Here is a 23,619-nt window from a genome sequence, read left to right on the forward strand (position 1 = left end):
AGCGTGATTTTCATCCATCAGCCGATCGCCGGCCCCGGGCACATCCTGCTCGACCGCCGTCCCCTCGAACTGCAGGACCCCATTCCCGACGAGACCGTCTGGCTCGACATGATCCGCCCGACGCGGGAGGAAGACCTCAAGGTCGAGGCCTTCATGGGCATCTCGGTGCCGACCCGCGAGGAGATGAAGGACATCGAGCCCTCCGAGCTCCTCTACGTGGAGGACGGTGCGCGCTACATGACCGGCCGGGTGCTGAGCAAAGTCAGCGACGCGGATGAGCCGGGGCTGGCCGGCATCACCTTCATCCTGCGCGGCAACCGCCTCGTGACGGTGCGCTACGAGGAGCCCCAGGCCTTCCGCATGTATACCCAGCGGGCCGGACGCTCGACGGGCAACGGTCCTTCCGCCGCTCCGTCGGGCGAGACGATCCTCGCCGGGTTGATCGAGACCGTGATCGACCGGGCGGCGGACGTGCTCCAGCTCCAGGGAGAGCGGATCGACCGGCTCTCGGGCAAGATTTTCGAGGAGAAGGCGGACCCTTCGGCCCGCAACACCGCCCTGCAGGATACGCTGCGGGCGCTCGGACGCCTGGGCGACCTGATCTCGAAGCAGCGCGAGAGCCTGGTCTCCATGGAGCGCATCCTGCTCTCGCTCTCGGCGACCTACCGCACCACCAAGGCGCCGCGGGAACTGCGCGAGGACGTACGCTCGACCCTGCGCGATCTGCAGTCGCTCGAGGAGCACGCGACCTTCCTATCCTCGAAAATCCAGTTCCTCCTCGACGCGACGCTGGGCCTCGTGAATCTCGAGCAGAACAACATCATCAAGCTGTTCTCGGTCATGGCGGTGGTGTTCATGCCGCCCACCCTGATCGCCTCGATCTACGGCATGAACTTCAAGGCGATGCCCGAGCTCGACTGGACCTTCGGCTATCCCATGGCCGTGGTGATGATGGTGGTGGCCGCCGTGCTGCCGTATGTGTTCTTCCGCTGGAAGAAGTGGCTGTAGGGCGGGATGGATCTCGTGCGTCTACGGAGCTTCGGCACCGCTCATCGAGCTCGTCCTGCAATGGACGGCGGGCGAAGGTAAGCACATGTGCGGCCGCTTCCTCATTCAGCAGGATCCGAACGTCTTCCGGTCGTTCTACGGCTATCCCGAGCAGCCGAATTTCCCGGCGCGCTACAACGTGGCGCCGACGCAGCCGGTGCCGATCGTGCTGGCGGAACGCGGCGAGCGGCATTTCCGGCTCATGCGCTGGGGCTTCCTGCCGGGCTGGCTGAAGGATCCGAAGGGCTTTCCGCTCATCATCAACGCGCGCGTCGAGACGGTGCTGGAGAAGGCGACGTTCCGGGGGGCCATCCGCCACCGCCGCTGCGTCTTCCTCGCCGACGGGTTCTACGAATGGCGCCGGGAGGGAACCGGCAAGGCCATGACGCGCACGCCCTACATGATCCGCCGGGCGGACGGGGCGCCGATGGCGCTCGCGGGTGTGTGGGAGAACTGGCTCGGGGCCGACGGGTCCGAGATCGACACCGCCGCCATCGTCACCACGGGCGCCAATGGCACCATGGCGGCGATCCACGACCGAATGCCGGCCATCCTATCGCCAGAGGCCATCGAGCCCTGGCTCGACCATCTCGGCACGGAGCCGCGCGATGCGGTCTCGTTGTGCCGGCCGTGCCCCGACCAATGGCTGACCCTCGACGTGGTGAGCGCGAGGGTCAACGACGCACGCAACGAAGGCGCGGACCTCGCCGTCCCGGTCGGCCGGGCCAGACCGGAGACGGTCTTCGACATTCCGCCGGACGAGCGCCCGTTATCCAGCGACGAGGACGCTCAGGGGACGTTGTTCTGACCGAAGGGCGCGGGCGTTCAGGGTTGGGGGCGGGACGAGGCTCGCTCGTCGGCTCCGCGACGAAAGTCGTTGTAGACGTCGAGGAGCGCCAAGCCGGCGGTCAGCAGGGAGAAACCGGCGACGGCCGTGACGATGGCTGCGGAAACCAGCAGCTTGGCGGTGAAGGCGTCCACGACGAATGGTCCTGAATGGGAGAGCGACTTTGCTCCTCCCAACATGGCCATGGCCATCCACGCCGGCCATGGGATTTCGAGCGCGGCTGCCATGACCTCGCGGAGCCCTGCCGCGTGCCGCAGCGCACCGCGCCCCGAAGACGACGCGGGTCCTGCGACCGTCGGGGCCGGCCCCTACCTCAGCGAGGGCCTGCGCTTGGCGACATCCTTGCGGAACACGCCCACCATTTCGAGATGGCTCGAATACTTGAACTGGTCGACGGGGACGACCCGTTCGAGGCGATAGCCGCCCTCGATCAGCGTCGCCGCATCGCGGGCGAACGAGCCGATGTCGCAGGCGACGCCGATGACCAGGGGCACTTTCGATTCCGCGATGCGCTTGGCCTGGGCCTGGGCTCCGGCGCGCGGCGGATCGAACACCACGGCGTCGAAGGTCTCGAGCTCGATGGGCAGGAGCGGCCGGCGGAAGAGGTCGCGGGTCTCGCTCGTGATCCGGCGCAGGCCGCGCGTGGCGCGAAACGCCCGGTCGAGACTGGCGATCGCCGCCGCCTCGCCCTCCACCGCATGGACATCCCGCGTGCGGGCCATGGCGAGGGTGAACGGGCCGGCCCCGGAGAACAGGTCGACCACGCGCTTCACGCGCTTGTCGAGGGCGGAGACCACGAGTTCGGCGAGCATCGCCTCGCCCGCTTCCGTCGCCTGCAGGAAGCCCCCCGGCGGCGGCACGAGGCGGGTCTCGCCGGTGGTGATCGCGGGCGCGCGGCGCTCCACCACGATGTCGCCGTGCAGGGACAGGCGCGCGAGGTCGAGCTCGCCGGCCAGCCGCACCAGCGTGGCGCGCAGGCCTTCGCTCACCGGGCCGTGCCCGCGCAGGTCCACGTCGAGTCCGGCTTCGGTGGCGGTGAAGGCGACGTCGAGGGGCTTGCGGCCGTGGCCGAGGGGAGCGCTCAGCGCCCGCGCGACGGCCGGCGCCCGGTGGAGCTGCTCGACGGTGATGGGGCAATGGTCGATGGCCACGAGGGCGTGACTGCGCGCCTCCATCAACCCGGCGACGCCCTTGCCGTCGATCTCGCGCACGTGGAGCGTCAGCCGGCGGCGGCCCGACCCATGGGCATCGCGCGCGGGCTCGCATGGCACGTCGATCCCGGCCTGGGCCAGTCCCTGCGCGAGGTTGCCCCGCTTCCAGGCGGCGTAGGGCTCTGGCGCGAGATGCTGGACCGCGCAGCCTCCGCAGGTTCCGAAATAGCCGCAGAACGGGTCGATCCGGTCCGGGGAGGGCGTTTCCACCGCGACGAGGGACACGCGCGCGCCGTCCTTGCGGATCGAGACGCGCTCGCCGGGCAGGGCATAGGGAACGACGGTGCCGTCCGTCGCCATGCCGTCGCCGCGCTGCCCGAGGCGCGCGATCTCGACGGTACGAAGGGGCTGTTGTTCGGTCATGGTCGTGTCCGTCATGGGCGCACCGTCGAGCGTGCCCCGATGAGGAACTCGCGATTGCCGTCGCCACCGGCGACAGGGGAGGGGATGAGGCCGAGGACCGACAGGCCGAGATCGGTGACGAGGTTCGTCACCTCCTCGCAGACCGCCTGGTGGACGGCCTCGTCGCGCACGATGCCGCCGCGCCCGACCCGGTCGCGCCCCGCCTCGAATTGAGGCTTGATCAATGCCGCCAGGGCCGCACCGGGAGCCATGAGCGGCACGATTGCGGGCAGGACAAGGCGAAGGGCGATGAAGCTGACATCGACCGCCACCAGGGACGGTGCGCGCGGGATCGCCGCGGTGTCGAGGCCACGCACGTCCCGGCCCTCGAGGCTGGTCACGCGGGGATCGCCGCGCAGGGAGGCATGCAGCTGGTCGCGGCCGACATCGACGGCATAGACATGCCCGGCACCGGCTTTCAGCAGCACGTCGGTGAAGCCGCCGGTGGACGCGCCGACATCGAGGCAGACGAGCCCGGCCGGATCGAATCCGAACGCCGCCAGCGCGGCCTGCAGCTTAAGCCCGCCGCGCGAGACGAAGGGGTGCGGCGCGCTTGCCACGATCCGCGCCCTGGGGTCGAGCCTGTCGGAGGCGCGGGTCACGGGGCGGTCGTCGGCGGTGACGAGACCCGCCTCGATCGCAGCCTGGGCCCTCGCCCGACTCTCGAAATGGCCACCCTCGACCAGGAGCCGATCGGCCCTCACCCGGTCCACCGTCATCGAACCCTTACGATCCCGTGTGATCTCTCGCCTAAGATCCGATTCCCCGGATCGAGGCCAGACCAACCGGGCCACCCCGTCTCAGCTACGGGAATTCTCGGGTTTGTCCATCCGGGCAACGACATGGCCCGCTTGCGTGCCCGTCGAAGCCCATGGATGATCCACACCCGGTCCTCGGGCGTTGGCGCCCGTCATACCGGATCACAGAACAGGACGATCGATGGGTACCCCGAGGGAAGTCGAGCTGAAGCTGGATTGCGGCGCCGCGGAACTGGCGGAGCTGGCGCGCCACCCGCTGCTTGCCGTCGAGCAGCCGACGGAGGCCGAGTTCCTGTCCGCCACCTATTACGACACGGCCGACCGGGCGCTTCACCGCAAGGGGATGTCCCTGCGGGTTCGCCGGCATGGGGAGCGTCACGTCCAGACGGTGAAGGCCGCATCTTCGGCGGCCGGCTTGTTCGACCGCTCGGAATGGGAATGGGCCGTGGACGGCCCGACACCGGACCTGTCGCTCCTCGAGGAGACGCCGGTCCCGGAGGTACTCGCCAGCGCGTCCTCGCCCGACCTCGCCGCCGTCGTGACCACCATCATCGAGCGTACCACCCGGGCCGTCGCCCACGGACACTCGCGCATTTCGGCGACCCTCGACCAGGGGCGGGTGGAGACGCCGGTCGGCGACGCGCCCATCTGGGAACTCGAACTCGAACTGATCGAGGGCGATCCGGCGGACCTGTTCTCCCTGGCGCAGAGTCTCGCGGAGACCGTGCCCCTGCGTCTCGGCGTCTTGTCGAAGAGCGAGCGCGGCTTCAGGATCCTCGGCGAGAGCCTGCGGCGTCCGAGCAAGGCCGGAGCGGTCAAGCTCGACCGGGACGCTTCGGCGGCCACGGCCTTCCGCACCATCGCCGTTGCCTGCCTGACCCATCTGCGGCTCAACGAGGATGTGTTCCTCAAGACGCGCGACCCGGAAGGGCTGCACCAGATCCGCGTCGCCCTGCGGCGGCTGCGCTCGGCCTTCACCCTGTTCAAGCCAATTCTCGTGAGCGATCCCGCCGCAACGACCCTGCGCGAGGAGATCAAGCGCGTCACAGAGCCGTTCGGGCACGCCCGCAACCTCGATGTCTTCCTCAGCGAAACCCTGGCCGACGAGATGGCCCGGAGACCGGAGGAGGCGGGGCTCGACGATCTGCGAATCCGCCTCGAAGCCGAGCGGGATCGCGCCTACGGGACCGTCTTCACGATCCTGGAATCGCAAGCCTGGCGCAGCCTGATCCTCGATCTGTCCGCCTGGATCGAGACCGGGCCGTGGCGCGGCAATGCTAAGCGGGAGGCGGTCTCCGCCCGCGACCATGCCGAAGCCATGCTCGACAAGGCCCGCCGGCGCATCCGCAAGCGCGGCCGCCATCTCCAGCGCCTCGATGCGGAGGCGCGCCACGAGGTGCGAATCGAAGCCAAGAAGCTGCGCTACGGCGCGGAATTCTTCGCCTCGCTCTATGCGGAGAAGAAGGCGCAGAAGCACCACAAGGCGTTCGTCTCGGCCCTCTCGGACCTGCAGGACCATCTCGGCGCGCTCAACGACCTCGCCACCGCCCACTCCGTGCTCGCGAGCCTGGCTACCACCGGGACGGGCGAGGCCGCCGATGGCGACGGGCGGGCGCTGTTCGCCGCCGGCCTCACCGCCGCCGACGGAGAAGCCCGCACCAACGATCTGCTCAAGGCGGCGGAGAAGGCACACGAGGAACTGCTCGACGTGAAACCGTTCTGGCGCTGAATCGCGGCCTCAGACCAGACGGTGGTGAGTGAACCTCATCACCGTCTGCCTACGCGGCGGCGGGCGTCCGCCGATCGCGCCGAGGAGGACCATCGGTCGGGATCGGCGTCGCTCGGTCTCAATCGCCGCGCACACTCAAGGCATAGAGCGTGATCGCGGCGGCGTTCGACACGTTGATGCTGCGGATCTCGCCGCTGAACGGAATACGGGCGAGGACGTCGCAATTGTCCCGCGTGCGCTGGCGCAGTCCCTTGCCCTCGGCACCGAGCACGATCACCGCGGGCCGCTTCGGCCCGACGGAATCGAGGGTGGCCTCCCCCTCCGAATCGAGACCGATGCGGGTGAAGCCGCGCTTGCCCAGATCGATGAGCGCATCGGACAGGTTGCGCACGATCACGAGGGGAACGTGTTCGAGCCCGCCCGAGGCGGATTTGGCCAGTACGCCCGTGGCGGTGGGCGAATGCCGCGCCGTGGTGATGATGCCCGCGACGCCGAACGCGGCGGCGGTACGGACGATGGCGCCGACATTATGCGGGTCGGTGATCTGGTCCAGCGCCAGCAGGAGCGCATCGTCCGGAAGGTCGTCGAGATCCGGGCCGGGGAGGGGATCGGCTTCGAGATAGAGGCCCTGATGCACGGCATCCGCCCCGAGCAGGGCGTTGATCGCGTTGGGGCGCACCAGTTCGGCGTCGATCCGGAGTTGGCCGAGCTCCTCGGTCAGGCGCGCGAGGGCGTTCTCGGTGGCGAGCAACCGATGCAGGCCGCGCCCCTCGTTCGCCAGCGCCTGCGACACCGGGTGCCACCCATAGAGCACGACGTGATCGCCGCTTGACCCGCGCGGCCCGGAGGAGGGCGGACCATGACGAAACCGGTCGCGTTGGCCACCGGGGCGGCCGGTGCGGGGTCCGCCCGGCCCGTCGCGTCGCGTATTCATGGTGTAATCCACTGTCTGACGGCACGATCGAAACGCCGCGCCGATGCTGAGCAGCGACAAAGCGACCGCCATGCCGTTCGTCAAGCGTGAAACACCGCGAAACACCGGTTGCCCTGCCGGGAGAAGCCGCCTATAGAACCCTCGCTCTCGAGCAAGCGCCCTTCGTCTATCGGTTAGGACGTCAGCCTTTCACGCTGAAAAGGCGGGTTCGACTCCCGCAGGGCGCGCCATTAGGCTTCTCAGCCATTGCCTAGGCTGAGATAGCGCGTAAATCAGTGCCTTAGCAGACGCCGGTCATACAGTCCGGTGGTGCAAACCACTCATGGCATTGAGGTCATACCCCCTCCGCGAGAGGCTGGGATCGTACTACTTCCGCCGCGTGATTCCAGGGGGGACCTAAGGTCCTTCGTGCCACCCCGTGGTCGGGGAAGGCAGACTGGAAGTTGAGCCTCAGGACGCCCCCCTGGCCATCGCGAAGCAAGTAGGCTCGCGCGTCCCAAGGGACTGTATGGCGCACTTCGCGGCTGTGGAGCGGCTCAAGCGCGGTGAGAGGCCTACCCTCCAGTTGGGCAGTCGGTCATGCCCAAGGATGCGGAGATCGAGGCGGGCGAATTGGCGCGGCTCCTCACCGAGGACGATGCGGTGGCGCCCGGCCGCTGGTCTCCGGCAGGGCCACCGCCTCGCGTTTGAACTCTGGCGTGGCACCGAAGGTGCAGCGAAGCAAACTCGCGTCTCGTCTTGGCCATCAATCACCTTCCCCGCCCGCAAGGAGCGTATCAAAGGTGTCAGCGAAACCGGGGGAGGATCGGTATGCCGATGCTAACCCTTACGAACGGCCTCAAGAACGGTCGCCGAGTTGTACGCCGCGGCATACCCTTGCGGACGACAACGTGTCGCTACTACCGGGCGAGCGGGCACGATCAACGTGGCAACGCCACTGTCGGCCCCTTTCGGTAAGAGCATGAGGCTGGATCACAGTTCCGCAATCGGTCAAATATAACAATCGCAAGTGCGATCAAGACCGCAAGGATTAAAATCTGCGTCTTACTATCCATCGCTCAGCCCCTCACGAATAGCGCGGCGATAGCATGGATCACGGTCGCTCCGCCTACGGGTGCTACAAAGAGGAGCAGCACGTTCAACCCGATGATCCAGACCACCGCCCGCTCCTGGCCTCTGGTTAGCGGAGGCTTGCGAGCTGGCGGCTCCCACGATGGTTCTCTCGGCGGCTTCCAACCTTCGTCCACGAACATGAGGGGACCTCATCCGGGCCGAGACCGCATGACCTCGCGGCTGCCACGGAGATGGTAGGGCTCGTTGGTGGGCCGGCGCAATCATTCGCATGACGGGAGGGGGCAGGGGCCATCAGGTTCGGCCCGAGGGAAACCCGGCGGCGGGCATGGGGGGGGGACATGCTGATCCGCCGGTACGAGCAAGGCCTTGCCAAAAGGTATCCGCCGACATCGGCGATGATGTTCAGGGTGAAGTGCAGGTCGACGGCGGCTCATCGATTCGACGTCCAGCCCTATCGACATCAGGCGCCGAGGCCGACCTGCATGGCGGCGGGTTCGAGACTGTCGGCGGCGATCTGGCCCAAGGGCGCCTTCGGGCGCACCTCCATCCCGAGGTACCCGACCAGGGACGAGCGCGCGCGGCTCACTCGGCTCTTCATCGTGCCGACCTGACAGCCGATGAGTTCCGCGGCGGCCTCGTAGGTCATCCCCTGCGCCGCGACGAGAATCAGGGCCTCCCGCTGAGACGGCGGCAGCTTGCCGAGATGCTGCCAGACCCGCTTGAGGTCGCTGCTCGCCTCCTGGGATGCCGGCGCGGCCACCTGCGCCGCCATGGCGCCATCCGCGTCCTCGACCTCCCGTTTCCGCTTGCGACACTCCGTATAGAAGTGGTTTCGCAGGATGGTGCAGAGCCAGGCCGTCAGATTGCTGCCAGGCTCGAACCGATGCCGGTTCTGCCAGGCTCTCAGAAGCGTCTCCTGCACGAGATCGTCCGCCATCGCCGGGTTGATGGCGAGCGACAGGGCGAAGGCCCTCAAACCCGGCAGAGCCGTGAGCAGATCGGCGCTGAAGGCGGCATACGCAGCGTCGCCGCGCCCGGCGGATGCGTGCGTGAGCCGGGCAATCAGATCCAACAAAGCCGGCGGCTGATCTTCCGCGACGATGCAAGCGTAGACCGCCCTCAGTTCGGCCCCCAGATGCACGCGCACCGCCTCCGGTATCCCTCCCTTGGCGGGGCGCTCCAACGTCTGACCGTCAGCCTCGGCCGCTTGCAGTGATTGCGCCATTCCCGGTTTGCGAACGTCCATCCATCCCCCCTCGGCAGTCGGCACGCCGTGCGCGCCGGGCTCATTGGGCAATACCAACGGGAGCTTTTGGCAAAAGAAAGCTGAACGCAGGCTAAAGGAATTCTAAACTGAGGGTGAAATCGTATCGCCCGATGTCGAGGGAGACCCTACCGAGGCTGACTGCCAAGCTTTGCTGTATTAATCCCGGATGCAGGGTGACCAGACACGCTCACTGGGGATCCAGGCGGCCGGGTTCCGCTCTTCCCTCACACGACGCTCGAAATGGCACCGGGCGGGTGTGCCAGCAGGGTCGCCAGAAGGCCGAGGCCGTATCGCAGGGCTTCGCTGTCGGGCGCGGCGCCGAGGGAGACGCGGATCGCGTCGGGGGCCGGGCCGACGGCGAAAGCATCGCTCTGGATCACCGATACCCCGAGCTGGCGCGCATGCGCCCCGAACTCGCCGCGCCGCCACGGCGCCGGGAGCGGGAGCCAGAGATGGTGCCCGCAGGGATGAGCGTGGACTTCGAGGCCGACGAGCGCCTCCCGCGCCACGACCTGACGGCGGCTATTCTCGCGCCTGATGGCCCCGACGATCGCGTCGAGGTCTCCGTGGGTGATCCAGTGGGAGGCGAGGGCGGCGGCCAGCGGTGAGGCCATCATGCTAATGGCGCGCAGCTCGGCCGCGACACGGACCGCTTCGTTCGTGCCCGGCACGACGACATAGGCGATGCGCAAGCCCGGAGTGACGCATTTGGACAGGGTCGCCACATGCCAGGTGATGTCGCCGGCCAAAGCCGCGAACGGGGCCGGAGCGTCCGGCGGCAGGGCGCCGTAGGCATCGTCCTCGATGATCGCGACCCCGTGGGAGCGTGCGATCTCGGCGATCCGCTCGCGACGGGCCAGCGGGAGCGTCGCCGTCGTCGGGTTGTCGAGGGTCGGCACCAGGTAGAGGGCGCGCGGCCTCTCGGCCCGGCAGCGCTCGAGGAAGGAATCGGGGTCGATGCCGTCCCCGTCGGTCGCGACGGAAAGCAACCGGGCTCCGCGCCGCTCGGCCGCCATCCGCAGACCCGGATAGGTCAGGGCGGGAACGCAGAGCGCGTCGCCGGGCCTGAGCAGCACGGCGAGAATGGCCGAGAGGGCGGCCTGCGCCCCGCCGGCTACGATGACCCGCTGGACCGGCACGGGACCCAGCCGGCGAGCGAGCCAAGTCGCCGCAGCCGCGCGATCCGCCAGATTGCCGGCGCTGTCCTGATACTGCATGCGGTCGAGGAAGCCCGGCGAGGCGGAAAGCCGCGCCAGCCCCGCCTCCATGCGCTCGGCGAGCCGCGCCTCCGCCGGCTGGGGCGGCATGTTCATGCTGAAATCGACGCTCGCCGATGGGTCCGGCGCCCTGACCTTCGCCAGCGGCGACGCGGCGGCGCGAACGAAGCTGCCTCGCCCGGCCGAGGCATCGATCAGCCCGGCCCTCCGCGCTTCGTTGAACGCCCGCGTGACGGTGGTGAGATCGACGTCGAGATGCTTGGCCAAGCTGCGCTGCGGCGGCAGCCGCATGCCGGGGGCGAGCCGCCCGGAGCGAATGTCGTCCGCCAGGACCCGGACGATGGCCAGATATTTCGGCCCGGCCTCTTCCAGGATTGTAGGGCTCCACGATTCCATCATTGACCCTACATCACGCCAAGTTGTATGCATACAAGGAACAGAGCCACAGGCTTCCCCGTCTCAAAAACCGACAGCCGCAACTCGCGCTGCGAGGCAATGTATGGATTTTGATACCATACAATCTTAAGCCCGCAAACCTGAGCCGCTGCCGATCGAGTGCGGGACGTGAGCCAACATCGAGGAACCTCGACCATGGACGGAACGACGGATCGATCCCTGTTGTCGGTGGGCCTGCGCTGCCGATGCCCGCGCTGCGGCGAGGGGCGGCTGTTCGATGGCTTCATCACCTTGAAGCCGGCATGCGAGGCCTGCGGCCTCGATTACGTCTTCGCCGATCCGGCGGACGGCCCCGCCTTCTTCATCATGATGTCGATGGCATTTCCCGTCACCGCCTTCGGGATCTGGCTGGAACTGACCTACGATCCGCCACTCTGGATCCATGCGGTGCTCACGCTCCCGCTGCTTCTCCTGGCCTGCGTGCCGATCATCCGCCCGCTCAAGGGGCTCTTCATCGCGAGCCAGTACATCAACAAGGCCGAGGAAGGCCGCTTCGCGGTCCGGGCCGTGCCGAAGGCCGGGCCGGAAGCCGGGCGTTGAGCGCAGCGACGCAATGGGGCAGGGTTCGTCGACGAGACTGAGCTGCCGAGTCGTTTTCCTGCCCGTTCCCAACGACCATTCAGGTTGATCGACATGCTGTCGGACGTTGACGCCCTCGTGCTCGCGAGAATCCAGTTCGGTTTCACGGTGGCCTTCCACATCGTGTTCCCGGCGTTTTCCATCGGGCTCGCCAGCTTTCTCGCCGTGCTGGAGGGACTCTGGCTGGCGACGGGCCGTCAGGTCTTCCTCGATCTGTTCAAATACTGGATCAAGATTTTCGCCATCGCCTTCGCCATGGGCGTCGTGTCCGGGCTGGTCATGTCCTACCAGTTCGGCACGAACTGGTCGGTCTTCTCCGACAAGACCGGGCCGGTGCTCGGCCCGCTGATGGCCTACGAGGTGCTCTCGGCCTTCTTCCTCGAAGCCGGCTTCCTCGGCGTGATGCTGTTCGGCATGTCCAGGGTCGGGCCGAAGCTGCATTTCTTCGCCACCCTCATGGTGGCGATCGGCACCTTCTTCTCGGCCTTCTGGATCCTGTCGGTGAATTCCTGGATGCAGACTCCGCAGGGCTACGGCATCAATGCCGCCGGCCAGTTCATCCCGGAGGATTGGTGGGCGATCGTCTTCAATCCCTCCTTCCCATACCGTCTCGTCCACATGGTGCTGGCCGCCTACCTCACGACATCCCTCGTGGTCGGGGCGGTGGGCGCCTGGCACCTGCTGCGCGACCGCTACAATCTCGGGGCGCGGACGATGTTCTCGATGGCCATGTGGATGGCCGCCATCGTCGCGCCGCTGCAGATCCTGGCCGGCGACGCCCATGGGCTGAACACCCTCGAGCACCAGCCCGCCAAGGTCATGGCGATGGAGGGGCATTACGAGAGCCATCCGGACGGGGCGCCGCTGATCCTGTTCGGCCTGCCGAACCAGGCGGAAGGCCGGGTCGATTACCAGATCTCCATCCCGAAACTGTCCTCGCTGATCCTCAAACACGGGTGGAACGAGCCGCTGAAGGGGCTCGACACGGTGGACCGGAAGAACTGGCCGCCGGTTCCGGTGGTGTTCTGGTCCTTCCGCGTGATGATCGGCCTCGGCATGCTGATGCTGCTGCTCGGCGTCTCCAGCCTGTATGCGCGCTACAGGAAGGCGCTCTACGAATGGACGCTCCTGCACCGCTTCGCCATCGCCATGGGGCCGGCCGGCTTCGTCGCCGTGGTGGCGGGCTGGATCACCACGGAGGTGGGGCGGCAGCCCTTCACGGTCTACGGCCTGCTGCGCACGGCGGAATCGGCGTCTCCCCTCTCGGCGCCGGCCGTGGGCTCCTCTCTCGTAGCCTTCGTGCTGATCTATTTCGCGGTGTTCGGCATGGGCATCCTCTACATCCTGCGCCTGATGGCGAAATCCCCGCATCTCGGCGAGCACGGGATCGAGCCCGGTGTTCCGATCCGCACCGCGGGCATCACGCCCGCACCCTCGGTCGATCCCGGCCGCTCCCTCCATCCGGCCGAGTGAGGATTCCGCCATGCTCGCGAGCATCGACCTGACCGTCGTCTGGGCCTTCATCATCGCCTTCGCGGTCTTCGCCTATATCGTGATGGACGGCTTCGATCTCGGTCTCGGAATCCTGTTCCCGGCGTTCCGGCCGGGGCAGGAGCGGGACACCGCCATGAACTCCGTGGCCCCGGTCTGGGACGGCAACGAGACCTGGCTGGTCCTGGGCGGAGGAGGCCTGTTCGCCGCCTTTCCACTCGCCTACGCGGTGATCATGCCGGCCCTCTATGCGCCGATCATCGCCATGCTGCTGGGCCTGATCTTCCGGGGCGTCGCGTTCGAGTTCCGGTGGCGCGACCCCGGCCACCGGGTCCTGTGGGACATCGCCTTCACCGGCGGATCGGTGGTGGCCACCTTCGCGCAGGGCGTCGCCCTCGGTGCGCTGCTGCAGGGCATCGAGGTCCAAGGCCGTGCCTATGCCGGCGGCTGGTGGGACTGGCTGTCTCCCTTCAGCGTGCTCGTCGGAATCGGCCTGGTCTGCGGCTATGCGCTCCTGGGGGCGACCTGGCTCGTCATGCGCACGGAAGGATCGCTGCAGGAACGCGCCCGCTCGCTGTCCCTGTGGCTCGGCGCGGCGACGATCGCGGCCGTGGCGGCGGTGAGCGCGGCGACGCCGTTCCTGAAGGGACAATACTGGGAGCGCTGGTTCTCGATGCCGAACGTGCTGCTCACGGCGCAGGTGCCGATCCTGGTCGCCGTCGCCTCGTTCCTGTTCTTCCGCCTGCTGCGGAAGGGGGCCGAGACCGCGCCGTTTCTCCTGGCCCTCGGTCTGTTCCTGCTCTCCTTCGCCGGGCTCGGCATCAGCATCTTCCCGGATATCGTGCCCGGCCGCATCACCATCTGGGAAGCCGCCTCGCCGCATGCGAGCCAGGTCTTCCTCCTGGCCGGCGCGTCCGTGCTGATCCCCATCATCCTGGCCTATACCGCCTACTCGTACTGGGTCTTTCGCGGAAAGGTCGATGAGGCGGGGTACCATTGATGGAGCCCGCCGCGTTTCGCCGAAACCCATCGCCGTTGTGGCGGCGTCTGCTCTGGTTCGCGGCGATCTGGGCGGCCAGCATCGTCGCCCTCGGGATCGTCTCCTTCGGTCTTCGCGCCTGGCTGAAGGCCGGTTAGTACCGGGCGGCCGAGAGCGTCCCGCCGGGAGTCTCCTTCGTCCCGTTCTACGGAACGTGCTCTCGAACGAGAGGTGGTGCGGAGCCCTTCGACGAAATCCGAAGAGCCCCGCAGGTCGAAGCGGTCACGACGAACGGTTCGCGTGCGTCATGAAGAACCGCACCATCTCCCGGCTGGCATCGGGGCCGCGCGGGTCGGTGTAGGTTCCGTCGCTGCTTCCGCCGGACCAGGCATGGCCGGCGCCGTGAAGCGCCCAATGTTCGAGCATGGCCCGCCCGGACGCATCTGTCCGGACCGTACGGGTGAAGCCCATCCCGCTCTCGGTCGTCCCTTGGGTCGCCGTGCGCGCGAGCGAGGCGCCCGGCATCGCGAGGGCGATGACCTGTTCGCCGTTGACCGGCTTCACCGTCTTGTCGGCATCCCCGTGGAAGACGATGGTCGGCACGCCCGGACCGTTCTGCGGCGCCTTGGAAGTACCGCCCCCATTCATGGCGGCGAAGGCGGAGGGCATGTCGCTGGCCGCCCCGCACGGCAGCCCGGAATGGACGCCGACCGCCGCGAAGACATCCGGATAAGTCGCCGCCATGATCGCCGCCGCCGCCCCGCCGGCCGACAGGCCCGCCGCATAGACCCGGCTCGGATCGGCGGAGAACTCCTTCACCACCTCCAGGGCGATGCCGGCGATCAGCGAAGGTTCGCCGCGGCCTCGCTGCTGGTCACCGGCGTTGAACCAGTTCCAGCACTTCTGCATGTTGGCCGATTGCGGCTGGCCGGGATAGGCCACGAGGAACGTCTGCTCCTCGGCGAGTGCGTTCATGCGGGTTCCGGCGGCGAAATCGTCCGGGTTCTGGGTGCAGCCATGCAGCATGACGACGACGGGAAGGGCCTGGCCCCGGTAGCCGCTGGGGACATAGACCTTGTAGGCCCGGCTGCCCGCCTCGTTGCCGAAGCTCCGCTCCTCGAACCGCGCCCCTTCCGGGACGGCGACGGTGGCGCCCCGCGCCGATCCGATGCCCTGTCCGAGGTCGGGCATCGCGCCCATCTTGGGGAAACGCTCGCGCAGGGTCTGGATCGTCTCCGCGAGTCCCGGCCGTGCGAAGGCGGTTTTCGCCGTGCTCGCCGCCCCATCGGCGGACGTGCGGTCGGTGCCGGGCGCGGTCCAGGCCCCGCCGGACATCGTGGGCGCCACCATGTCGATGGTCCCGGCAGCAGCGTGGGGGCCGGTCGGTGTCGACGGAACGGGCCTTCCCTGGAGCAGGGCCATCGCCTCGCTCAACTGGCCCGCGCGGGTGAGACGGGTCACCTCACCCATGTCGATGGTCGAGAAAGCGGTCATGGTCACGATCCTGGATGGGGTGAAGGCACGGAACGGCGTTCCGCCCGGGTCATGGCGAATGGGTCAGGCGATGCGGTCGGCCAAGGCCGCCTTGACTTCGGGACTGGCCTGGAAGGCCCCGAGAACCTGCACCGAGGCGATGGCCTGTCGGGCCAGCTCCGGCGTCACATCGAACGCGATGCTGGCGAGGCCGAGCACCTGAATGTGCAGCGGCGTCCCCGCATCCCTGGCGGCTTCGAGATCGCGGACGCTGTAGTGGGACAGCCCGAGACTGAGCTGCTTGCGGGCGACCGATTGCTTCACCGCGTCGCCCTGACGGTCGAGCTGATTGCGCACGGCCGTGCGGATGAAGTCGGCACGGTTGGCATAGAACCCGTCCCGAACCAGGAGGTCGATCTGGCCGAGATCGACGAAGCCGAGATTGAGGGTCAGCTTCTCGCTGTCGGGCGCTTTGGGACGAAGCTCACGAACCGTATCCGACATCGAAAACCATCCCCATACCATCTCGCTGGATGGTCTGTAGATGGTGCGCCGCAGTACGAGCGCAAGTGCCGGCGTGGAATCGGGGTACGCGAATGAGGGAATTGGGGCGAGCGCCACGCGGTGGGCCCGTCACTCACAATGAGGTGGCCCTTCGGATCGCGGGCACCGGGCGTGTTGCGTTGCATTCCAAAGGCGCGCGGTGCTTCGTGCGCCACTGCGGGTGACGGCGGGCATCGTCGTCCGCAATCTGGAACGACGCATGCGTCCTCGCTCGCGCAGCCCTCATCACGGCCGCCGCCACCGGCCCGGATCACCCTTGATGCTCACGTTCTGGCTCGACCAGCCGATCTGGCTGATCTTCGGGACCCTTGCGCTTCTCGTCTCGGCCTGGTGCCTGATCCTGATGCTGCTCACCAACACGAAGCGGACGCGTCCCGTCGTCGTGGCGGTGGCGACCGGGATCGCCCCCGCCTTCGTGGGTGTCCTGTCGGTACTGCTGTCGCTCCTGATGGGATTCGTCGCCAACGATGCGTGGGAGCGCCAGAGGCAAGCCTCCCGCGTCGTCCAGACGGAGAGCGCTCAGGCGCGGGCCGTGTTCAACCTGAGCCGGTCCGTGTCGAAGGATCTACCGGATATCCGCATGATGCTGGCGGAGTACATCGAGGCCATCGTGGTCGAGGAATGGCCGGCGATGGCCAATGGCGGAAAGGCATCATCGAAGGCGGATCAGGCCTTCGGCCGGCTGCTCCAGGCCGTGGTGGCGCCGAATTTCGACATCGTCGTCGGACGAGCCAATCACTCCGCTCTCCTGGCCGCCACCCTCGCCCTGCAGACCGCCCGGAGCGAACGGCTCGCCCTCAGCGAGGTGGAGGGGGACGACAGCAAGTGGGCGACCCTGCTCGCGCTCCTGGCCCTGACCCTGCTGGTCATCGCCGCGATCCACACCGAACGACCCGCGTCGCAGGCAATGACATTGACCGTCTTCGGTCTGGCGATGGTGATCACGCTGGGAGTCGTGGCGATGCATGAACGCCCCTTCGACGGACCGCTGGCGATCCGTCCGTCATTGCTGGAACAGGTCCGCACGGTCATCGACCCGGGCAGCTGAGAACCTCGCTCCCCACGATGAGTGCGGACCTACCGCAGGGTCGGGGACTCGCCGGCATGAAGGGCGCGTCCCTCATCGGGACCGCTGACGGCGTTCAGGCGCTCGAGATGCTCGAAGACATGCGCGAAAGCTTGCGTGACGGCCTGCTCGAACGATCCGTCACCCTTGCCCTGTGCGGTTTTCAGGGCGGCCAGGAGAGCCTGATGTTTCTCGGTGTCGCTCGACATGGCGGTCTCCTCGGCCGGGTGGAATGCCGGCTCGTGAGGGCAAGCGCGGGGAGCGGGGTCGGGTTCCCATGCGGCCGGGGGCGGTCAGAGATCGGATCTGGGATCGGTCTTGCCGCCGGCTCCCGCAATGGGGCCACCGAGCGTCGCCTTGAACCAGGCGACGACCCGATCGATCACGGGCTGCTGAAACCAGGGCAGGTCGCCGTGGCCCGCTCCCTCGACCAGCACATACTCCGCCTTGTTGCCCTTAGCCCGCAGGGCTTCGAACAACTGCTTGCTCTGCACCGGCGAGACGAGCGTGTCGGCGGTGCCGTGCATGATCAGGAAAGGCGGTTCATCGACGCCGAGATGACCCATGGGACTTGCCGCCAGCGCCTTGGCAGGATCGGCCGAGATCGAAGCACCGGCGAAGTCGCGAAAGGCCGGTCCGTTGACCAAGAGCGCTTCGGTCACCGCAGGCGATTGGTGCATGAGTTGAACCGCCGGCGAAAATCCCTCGCCGATATTGAGGAGGTTCGAGATACCGTAAAGGGTCACCGCCGCCTGCACATCGGAGGACTGATCGAGATGATCGCCCTTGTCGAAGGCTTTCTCTCCACCGGTGACGCCGACCATCTGCGAGAGATAGCCGCCGGCGGAATCGCCGAGCACGCCGATCCGGGCCGGGTCGATGCCGTATTCGGCCGCATGAGCCCGCAGGTAGCGCACGGCCGCCTTGCCGTCCTGCACCAGAGCCGGGAACCTGTCGGGGACGACGCGATACTCGGCGGCGGCGACGACGAAGCCGGCCGCGGCCAATGCCGAGCGCATTTCGAAGTATTTCTCATGGTCGGCAGAGGTAAATCCGCCACCTGGGAAATAGACGATCGCAGGCTTCTTGTCGTTGGTGCGTGGCACGAGCAGCGACATGCGCAATTGTCTGACTGCACGCATCGAACGGATCTGGGAATAGATCACACCGCTGATCTGGTCGACCTGGCTTCGGCTTCCTTCGACGCGAACGACCTGAGCCCCCTCGGAATAACCGGGCAGTTGCGCATCGCCCGCGGATGCCTGCTGAGAAAGCCCACTCACAGCCATGACGCCTCCCAAGCAGAGAGCCCGGATCAGTCTCATAGGATGCCCCTTTGTCGGTCGAGATGACATGACCCTACACCAAGAACCGGGGAGGGCATGTGTCAGTGGCCTGCCCCCTGGAAAGCGGTCCTCCTCACAAATCTTGTGTGTCGACGATCGACGCCAGGGTGCACGTCTCGCGCCGTATCAAGACGGTGTCTCATAGCAGCTCGACACGAATGGCCTTGCCGACGGCCAGCGCCGAGCGGCAGGGCGACGTTGTCGAGGGCCGACAGGCGCGGCAGCAGATGGAAGGCCTGAAAGACGAAGCCGATCAGGCGGTTGCGCAACCCGGCGGTCTTGCTCTCGTTCAGGTCCGCCGTGTTGGTCCCGACCAGGCGGATCGCGCCTTCGTCGGGCCGGTCGAGGAGTCCGATGAGGTTCATGAGCGTGGTCTTGCCGGACCCCGAGGCGCCCCGTGCGGGCGCAGAGTTCCCCGCTTCGGACGTGGAGGTTCACCCGGCTGAGGACGGGGAGCGAACCTGCCCGGCCATGATAGGCCTTCGTGACGTTCTCGATGCTCATCATGGCCCAGCCCATGCCCGACCTAACACTTTGTCCGACGGGACAAGGGGCTTCGGGTGTGACTATCGATACTCTGACTTTGCGAGCAAGCTACTATTTTAGTAGATTGACAATCCCCATTTTTGATAACAGCGTCAAATGCCAATCCTGTTCTGCCTAATATAAGTATCATTGCCTTATTATTGCGAACAATGACATAAATTTTATATATAGATTCAGTTTTTGCCCCATCTGTCAATCTGTTTCTTTAAAATTTGCCCATACTCAAATTCTCGGACGATTTATTGCTGCGACATGTGCAGTATAACTGACATGTCAAAAAGAGGATATCATGAATAAGACATTGTTCGTGGGCACTCTCATTCTCGCTTCGTCGGTCATGGCGAATACGGCTCAGGCACAGAGCGTTCTGACAGCGACGGTCAACAACAACACGCCGGTTCCCGTCACCTTCTCTTCACCATCCGGTTGTCTTGGATCGAATGATTTCTCGACCATCACCAGTGGCTCTAGGGCTGCGCCCGACCACGTTGGGTCGGGGCACATCTCCAGGCCTTTGTTGTGCCGCGCTCTTTTTCGCCGAACCGGCATCCACTTCGGCGGAGAGCGCTCGCGGGAGCAGCCCTAGGCCGAAGCAGCGGCATCTACGCGATCATGCAACTCTTGGTGAGAGTTTTTCCTTACAGGGAGTGTACAGCACGGTCCCGCAGGCCATTCGGCCCATCGTAGTCATGAAACTGAGGCGGTCACCCGCGTCGCATCCGTCATCTCAGAAGACATGTCGCAGGATGAAGAAGAGGACGCCCGCCAGGGTGATGGCGGCGGGCAGGGTCAGGACCCAGGCCAATGCCATGTTGCGGACGGTGGACATCTGCAGGCCCGAGCCGTTGGCCGCCATGGTGCCGGCGACGCCGCTCGACAGGATGTGGGTGGTCGAGACCGGCAGACCGTAAAGCTCGGCGAGGCCGATGGTGCCGGCGGCGACCATCTCAGCGGACGCCCCCTGCGCGTAGGTGAGATGGGTCTTGCCGATCTTCTCGCCTACGGTGACGACGATGCGCTTCCAGCCGACCATGGTGCCGAGGCCGAGGGCCAAGGCGACGCAGACCTTGACCCAGGTCGGAATGTAGCGGGTCCCGTCGTTGAGGAGGCCGGTATAGGCCTTCAGGGTGCCGGTCTCGGCCTCCGAGAACGTCGCCCCGTTCTTCGGCAGAAGCCGGATCGCGTCGGCGGCGAGATACATGTCGTTGCGCAGGTTCGAGGTCGCCGCCGCCGGCACCTGCTTGATGGCGCCGTAGCCCTTCACGTTGTCGGCGATGTCGGTCGAGAGCGCGGCGAGCGCCCCGTACACGGCAGGCCGGTTCAGGTCCTTGGTCTTCAGGGCTTCCGACACCTGCTTGCGAGCCTCGGCGGCATCGGGCTTCGGCCCGTTCCCGGCATGGCTCGCGAACACCGTGCTGGCGTTCTGGGAGGTCTGGATGAAGGCCGGGGTGGTGTCGTCCGACATCGTGCGGTTGAGGGCGTAGGCGGTGGGGGCCGCGCCGATGAGAATGAGCATGATCAGGCCCATGCCCTTCTGGCCGTCATTGCCGCCATGGAAGAACGACACGAGGGTGCAGGTCAGGATCAGCAGGCTGCGGATCCACAAAGGCGGCGGGGTTTCGCCCTTGGGGGCCTCGTAGAGATCCTTCCGGCGCACCGTGAACTTGAGGGCCAGCAGCAGCAGGGCGGCGGCGATGAACCCGATGACGGGGCTGAACAGCAGCGCCTTGAACACGCCGAGGGCCTGCGCCCAGTCGACGCCCGAAGTGGCCTGTCCCTCGGGGGCCATCAGCTGGTTGGCGAGGCCGACGCCGATGACCGATCCGATCAGGGCATGGGACGACGAGTTCGGCAGGCCGAAAGCCCAGGTGCCGAGATTCCAGAGGATCGCGGCGATGAGCAGCGCGAAGATCATGGCGTAACCGGCCGATGACCCGACCTGCAGGATCAGTTCCACCGGCAACAGGGTGACGATGGCGTAGGCGACCGCGCCGGAGGACAGCATCACACCGAGGAAGTTGAAGGCGCCGGACCAGATGACCGCGACGAGCGGCGGCATCGAGTGGGTGTAGATCACGGTGGCGACCGCATTGGCGGTGTCGTGGAACCCGTTCACGAACTCGAAGGCCAGGGCGATGAGCAGAGCCAGGCCGAGCAGCACGAAGGCGCCGATGGCGAGAGGCGACTGGCCCACCGCGTTCATGTCTGTCACAAGACTGTAGAGCGCGTAGGCCAATCCCGCGACCAGGACGAGCAGGAACGCGATGACCCCGCCCGGATGAATGCCGTGATCGAGCTTTGGCCCTGCGGCGGGCGCAATGGCGCCCTTCGGCAAGCCAGTCGGAGCAGCAACGGCGTCGGACATGATGGCCTCAGGACCCTAGGGATCAGTGATCCTGCCAGTAGGTCGCGCTCATAACAGTCCTGTGACACGTATTCGAAATTCCCCTGCCTCGACGGATTACGGCAGAGACCTCGAACGTAAGGCGCCGGCATTCCTCCCGAGCCTGGACTGGCGATAGGCCAGGTGACATCCGCATGAAGCCCGACCAAGCAACCGGCATGGCCTGCTCCAGCCGGACCGTCAGGACTCGCGAAGCACCCGACAAACCTGCATGCCGGAGCGGCCCAAGGCCACAGCGATTGCTGCGGCCCCATTGCCGGCCTTCGACAACGTCATGATCCGGTCGCGGTCGACGCGGCGCTTGCTGCCGGCATACACACCGCTGCCCGTCGCGCGCTCGATGCCATCGCGCTGGCGCTCCTTGATGAACCGCCGTAGGGACTCAAGCACCGTCGCCAACTCGACCCGGCCGTCGCGGCTGCCGCCCGAGATCTTCTCCTAACGGATGACCCCGCAGCCTTCGGCCTTCAACCGGGCAACCTGCCCATCAAGATCCTGTCGAGGGTGCTGACGCGAGCGTAACCGATGCGGGCCATGGCTTGTAACCTCAGGCTTTAGGCCTGAGGTTACCTTGTCACAAATAGCCGGTGTCACCCCAGATATTACGATGACCGGCGCCAGCTGTGTTACGTGACGCCAGGGTGTACCCTAATGTGACAACGAGCCGTGATCCACTTTTGATTTTCGCGAGCCACCTCAATAAGTTCGTTTCACTGGGCGACCGTTTTGCTGAAATGAAGAAGCCCTAATATGTGAAGCCACATTAACAACGCGCTACGATTTTTCATATCTTACTCTCATGCAGATGAATTCTTAAAGATGAGCTCATCAATCACTTTTCGGCCTTAAATCGCGGCAGATTTATTGTTGTATAGGACAACCGGCCTATACCCGCAGGCGGCATAACAGATGATTGAATTGACTATCATCTACCTGAAAGTCAAATTTTTCTATTTTTAGTCAGAAACGATTTCCTAGATTCTGAGGTTGTCACTCCAGCTAAGAATTATATCTTACAAAAGTCTCGCCTACCGGCGCCCCGAGTGAAAACGGTGACGCCAACCCTCCTCGAGCCTGCGCTCCTCCGCGCTCTCCTCCGGGACGGGTTCCAGACGCAGCAGGATCATCGCGAAGCCGTTCTGCTGGAGATAGACCTGCTCGGAGAGGGCCGGCGCGCGGAGGTCGCGCCTTACATCGATCCAGAGATCGGGACTGCACGGGGCGATGTCGCCCGCGATGTTCGGCCGATGCGAACTGCTATGATAGCGCGAGCGTGTCGGGACCGGACTGCCGACCCCGCAGACGATGGTCGGAAAGGAGAGGCTGCGATAGCACCGCTGCACCCGGCCGTTGCCCGCCACGACGATGGCGATCCGCTCGGGGTGGTACTGCACGTAGGCCCGAGCCGCCGCCTCCTTGCCGACCGCAAAGTCGCGCGCGAGCGCAAGTACGTGCTGCAGGTCGGGCTCGCGAAAGGCAGCCACGGCCTCCCGCAGCAAGTGCGGTGGCATCAGCACGAGTGTGGCGAAGCGGTTGGCCTCGACTTCCCTAAGCTGGCGTTCGTCGCCCTCCTTGGCTGTGAGGCGCAGTAGGTCGGAACTCTTGCACAGGAACCGGCCGGGCTGATCCGGGACGTGGTGCGCCATCAGGAAGTGGCCGAGTTCGTGCGCGATGGTGAAGCGGCGGCGCGGTTCGCCCCCGCGCTTGGCGAGGATGGTTCCTTCGGACCGCTTCGCGTCGGTGACGAGGCCGCCCTCGAACCCGTCAGTGTCCAGTTCCTCGATCCTGAGGATCCCGAGGCGTGCGCACAGCTCTTGGATCGGTACGGGCACCGGCAGGTTCGGCTCGGCCTTTAGGATGCGTTTGACGAGCGCCTCCGGCGAGCCCGCGTCGGCCAGATCCTTCCTGCTGATCGGCATCCTCGAAGCCCCTTCCAGTCCTTGAGCCGATCATCAGGCTGCCACGCACCATCTATCTCGAAACCGGACTGTAGGGAGTTCGTACAGGAAGGAATCCGATGTCGCCGCGTGCCTCGAGTGGTTGCCCGCTCTTCAAACGCATCCTCCCGGCCGGAGATCAGCACCTCCAGCCAAAAAATCGCATTGATCGAAACGCTGCCATGAACCTCGAGCGCCCGGCCTCGCGCGCGAGGCGAAGTCCAGCGAGATCCCGCTATAGCCGGAGCAGGCCGATTCGAAATGTGGGGTGGATGAGAGGTGCTGAGCCAGG

At 66.2% G+C, this 23,619-nt stretch carries 21 protein-coding genes, 1 tRNA gene and 1 pseudogene; 9 read left to right on the forward strand and 14 right to left on the reverse strand.

The features are described 5' to 3' along the window. The first annotated feature begins 3 nt into the window (after nucleotides 1-3). Both ASF08_RS13455 and ASF08_RS13460 read left to right on the forward strand, forming a co-directional pair. Nucleotides 4-1,008 (forward strand): magnesium transporter CorA family protein, encoded by a 1,005-nt coding sequence (locus ASF08_RS13455; RefSeq protein ID WP_018042441.1) that lies wholly within the window; start codon nucleotides 4-6, stop codon nucleotides 1,006-1,008. 85 nt (nucleotides 1,009-1,093) lie between these two features. Beyond that, nucleotides 1,094-1,855 carry an SOS response-associated peptidase gene (locus tag ASF08_RS13460; RefSeq protein ID WP_056146084.1) on the forward strand — a complete coding sequence of 254 codons (762 nt, stop codon included), beginning with the start codon at nucleotides 1,094-1,096 and terminating at the stop codon, nucleotides 1,853-1,855. A gap of 17 nt (nucleotides 1,856-1,872) precedes the next feature. On the opposite strand, the gene ASF08_RS25350 is transcribed toward ASF08_RS13460, so the two are convergent. The 3 genes from ASF08_RS25350 to ASF08_RS13475 form a co-directional block, all read right to left on the reverse strand. After that, nucleotides 1,873-2,028 carry a hypothetical protein gene (locus ASF08_RS25350; protein WP_200931857.1) on the reverse strand — a complete coding sequence of 52 codons (156 nt, stop codon included), beginning with the start codon at nucleotides 2,026-2,028 and terminating at the stop codon, nucleotides 1,873-1,875. Between the two features lie 174 nt (nucleotides 2,029-2,202). After that, entirely contained in the window at nucleotides 2,203-3,468 is a 1,266-nt protein-coding gene (locus tag ASF08_RS13470; protein WP_056146562.1) for a class I SAM-dependent RNA methyltransferase, read from the reverse strand. Between the two features lie 11 nt (nucleotides 3,469-3,479). Then, the gene (locus ASF08_RS13475) at nucleotides 3,480-4,226 is read right to left on the reverse strand and encodes a TlyA family RNA methyltransferase (RefSeq protein ID WP_056146092.1); all 747 of its coding nucleotides are present in this window, start codon (nucleotides 4,224-4,226) and stop codon (nucleotides 3,480-3,482) included. Nucleotides 4,227-4,446: 220 nt separating this feature from the next. Here ASF08_RS13475 and ASF08_RS13480 point away from each other — a divergent pair, with 220 nt between their 5' ends. After that, on the forward strand, nucleotides 4,447-5,994 hold the full coding sequence (locus ASF08_RS13480) for a CYTH and CHAD domain-containing protein (protein ID WP_056146095.1): 1,548 nt from the start codon (nucleotides 4,447-4,449) through the stop codon (nucleotides 5,992-5,994). A 118-nt stretch (nucleotides 5,995-6,112) separates the two neighbouring features. Here ASF08_RS13480 and rlmB read toward each other — a convergent pair whose 3' ends face one another. Then, nucleotides 6,113-6,928 (reverse strand): 23S rRNA (guanosine(2251)-2'-O)-methyltransferase RlmB, encoded by an 816-nt coding sequence (gene rlmB, locus ASF08_RS13485; protein WP_026175694.1) that lies wholly within the window; start codon nucleotides 6,926-6,928, stop codon nucleotides 6,113-6,115. 155 nt (nucleotides 6,929-7,083) lie between these two features. Here rlmB and ASF08_RS13490 point away from each other — a divergent pair. Further along, nucleotides 7,084-7,158, forward strand: a tRNA-Glu gene (locus tag ASF08_RS13490). Nucleotides 7,159-8,462: 1,304 nt separating this feature from the next. On the opposite strand, the gene ASF08_RS13495 is transcribed toward ASF08_RS13490, so the two are convergent. Together ASF08_RS13495 and ASF08_RS13500 are read right to left on the reverse strand one after the other, a co-directional pair. Continuing rightward, nucleotides 8,463-9,227 (reverse strand): sigma-70 family RNA polymerase sigma factor, encoded by a 765-nt coding sequence (locus tag ASF08_RS13495; protein ID WP_244474537.1) that lies wholly within the window; start codon nucleotides 9,225-9,227, stop codon nucleotides 8,463-8,465. Nucleotides 9,228-9,493: 266 nt separating this feature from the next. Beyond that, nucleotides 9,494-10,885: an aminotransferase-like domain-containing protein gene (locus ASF08_RS13500; protein ID WP_056146098.1), complete on the reverse strand. Its 1,392-nt coding sequence runs from the start codon at nucleotides 10,883-10,885 to the stop codon at nucleotides 9,494-9,496. Nucleotides 10,886-11,077: 192 nt separating this feature from the next. Here ASF08_RS13500 and ASF08_RS13505 point away from each other — a divergent pair, with 192 nt between their 5' ends. The 4 genes from ASF08_RS13505 (at nucleotide 11,078) to ASF08_RS24160 (ending at nucleotide 14,149) form a co-directional block, all read left to right on the forward strand. Next, nucleotides 11,078-11,482, forward strand: coding sequence for a DUF983 domain-containing protein (locus ASF08_RS13505; protein ID WP_056146103.1), 405 nt, complete (start codon nucleotides 11,078-11,080; stop codon nucleotides 11,480-11,482). Between the two features lie 93 nt (nucleotides 11,483-11,575). Further along, nucleotides 11,576-12,994 carry a cytochrome ubiquinol oxidase subunit I gene (locus tag ASF08_RS13510; RefSeq protein ID WP_056146565.1) on the forward strand — a complete coding sequence of 473 codons (1,419 nt, stop codon included), beginning with the start codon at nucleotides 11,576-11,578 and terminating at the stop codon, nucleotides 12,992-12,994. 10 nt (nucleotides 12,995-13,004) lie between these two features. Further along, a complete protein-coding gene (gene cydB / locus ASF08_RS13515) occupies nucleotides 13,005-14,012 on the forward strand; it encodes a cytochrome d ubiquinol oxidase subunit II (protein ID WP_056146106.1) in 1,008 nt (335 codons plus the stop codon). A gap of 35 nt (nucleotides 14,013-14,047) precedes the next feature. Beyond that, complete coding sequence (locus ASF08_RS24160) at nucleotides 14,048-14,149, forward strand: DUF2474 family protein (RefSeq protein ID WP_018042454.1); 102 nt, start codon at nucleotides 14,048-14,050, stop codon at nucleotides 14,147-14,149. Nucleotides 14,150-14,273: 124 nt separating this feature from the next. On the opposite strand, the gene ASF08_RS13520 is transcribed toward ASF08_RS24160, so the two are convergent. Then, nucleotides 14,274-15,485, reverse strand: a complete 1,212-nt coding sequence (locus tag ASF08_RS13520) for an extracellular catalytic domain type 1 short-chain-length polyhydroxyalkanoate depolymerase (RefSeq protein WP_056146108.1) — start codon at nucleotides 15,483-15,485, stop codon at nucleotides 14,274-14,276. Between the two features lie 63 nt (nucleotides 15,486-15,548). Continuing rightward, nucleotides 15,549-15,968, reverse strand: coding sequence for a CopG family transcriptional regulator (locus ASF08_RS13525; RefSeq protein WP_018042456.1), 420 nt, complete (start codon nucleotides 15,966-15,968; stop codon nucleotides 15,549-15,551). 319 nt (nucleotides 15,969-16,287) lie between these two features. Here ASF08_RS13525 and ASF08_RS13530 point away from each other — a divergent pair, with 319 nt between their 5' ends. Next, the gene (locus ASF08_RS13530) at nucleotides 16,288-17,076 is read left to right on the forward strand and encodes a bestrophin-like domain (protein WP_244474525.1); all 789 of its coding nucleotides are present in this window, start codon (nucleotides 16,288-16,290) and stop codon (nucleotides 17,074-17,076) included. 29 nt (nucleotides 17,077-17,105) lie between these two features. Here the strand turns inward: ASF08_RS13530 and ASF08_RS13535 are convergent, their stop codons facing one another. The 6 genes and pseudogenes from ASF08_RS13535 to ASF08_RS13560 all read right to left on the reverse strand — a co-directional run bounded on the left by ASF08_RS13535 (nucleotide 17,106) and on the right by ASF08_RS13560 (nucleotide 23,309). Next, nucleotides 17,106-17,303: a hypothetical protein gene (locus ASF08_RS13535; RefSeq protein WP_018042458.1), complete on the reverse strand. Its 198-nt coding sequence runs from the start codon at nucleotides 17,301-17,303 to the stop codon at nucleotides 17,106-17,108. Nucleotides 17,304-17,387: 84 nt separating this feature from the next. Continuing rightward, on the reverse strand, nucleotides 17,388-18,419 hold the full coding sequence (locus ASF08_RS13540; protein WP_056146116.1) for an alpha/beta hydrolase: 1,032 nt from the start codon (nucleotides 18,417-18,419) through the stop codon (nucleotides 17,388-17,390). A 62-nt stretch (nucleotides 18,420-18,481) separates the two neighbouring features. Then, nucleotides 18,482-18,805 carry a hypothetical protein gene (locus ASF08_RS13545; protein ID WP_056146118.1) on the reverse strand — a complete coding sequence of 108 codons (324 nt, stop codon included), beginning with the start codon at nucleotides 18,803-18,805 and terminating at the stop codon, nucleotides 18,482-18,484. A gap of 908 nt (nucleotides 18,806-19,713) precedes the next feature. Continuing rightward, nucleotides 19,714-21,351 carry an inorganic phosphate transporter gene (locus ASF08_RS13550; RefSeq protein WP_026176071.1) on the reverse strand — a complete coding sequence of 546 codons (1,638 nt, stop codon included), beginning with the start codon at nucleotides 21,349-21,351 and terminating at the stop codon, nucleotides 19,714-19,716. A gap of 219 nt (nucleotides 21,352-21,570) precedes the next feature. Next, nucleotides 21,571-21,926 (reverse strand): annotated as a pseudogene (locus tag ASF08_RS13555) (recombinase family protein). A 492-nt stretch (nucleotides 21,927-22,418) separates the two neighbouring features. Next, nucleotides 22,419-23,309: an ImmA/IrrE family metallo-endopeptidase gene (locus ASF08_RS13560; RefSeq protein ID WP_056146122.1), complete on the reverse strand. Its 891-nt coding sequence runs from the start codon at nucleotides 23,307-23,309 to the stop codon at nucleotides 22,419-22,421. Nucleotides 23,310-23,619 lie beyond the last annotated feature (310 nt).

Source organism: Methylobacterium sp. Leaf85 (assembly GCF_001422125.1).
Classification (GTDB): Bacteria; Pseudomonadota; Alphaproteobacteria; order Rhizobiales; family Beijerinckiaceae; genus Methylobacterium; species Methylobacterium bullatum.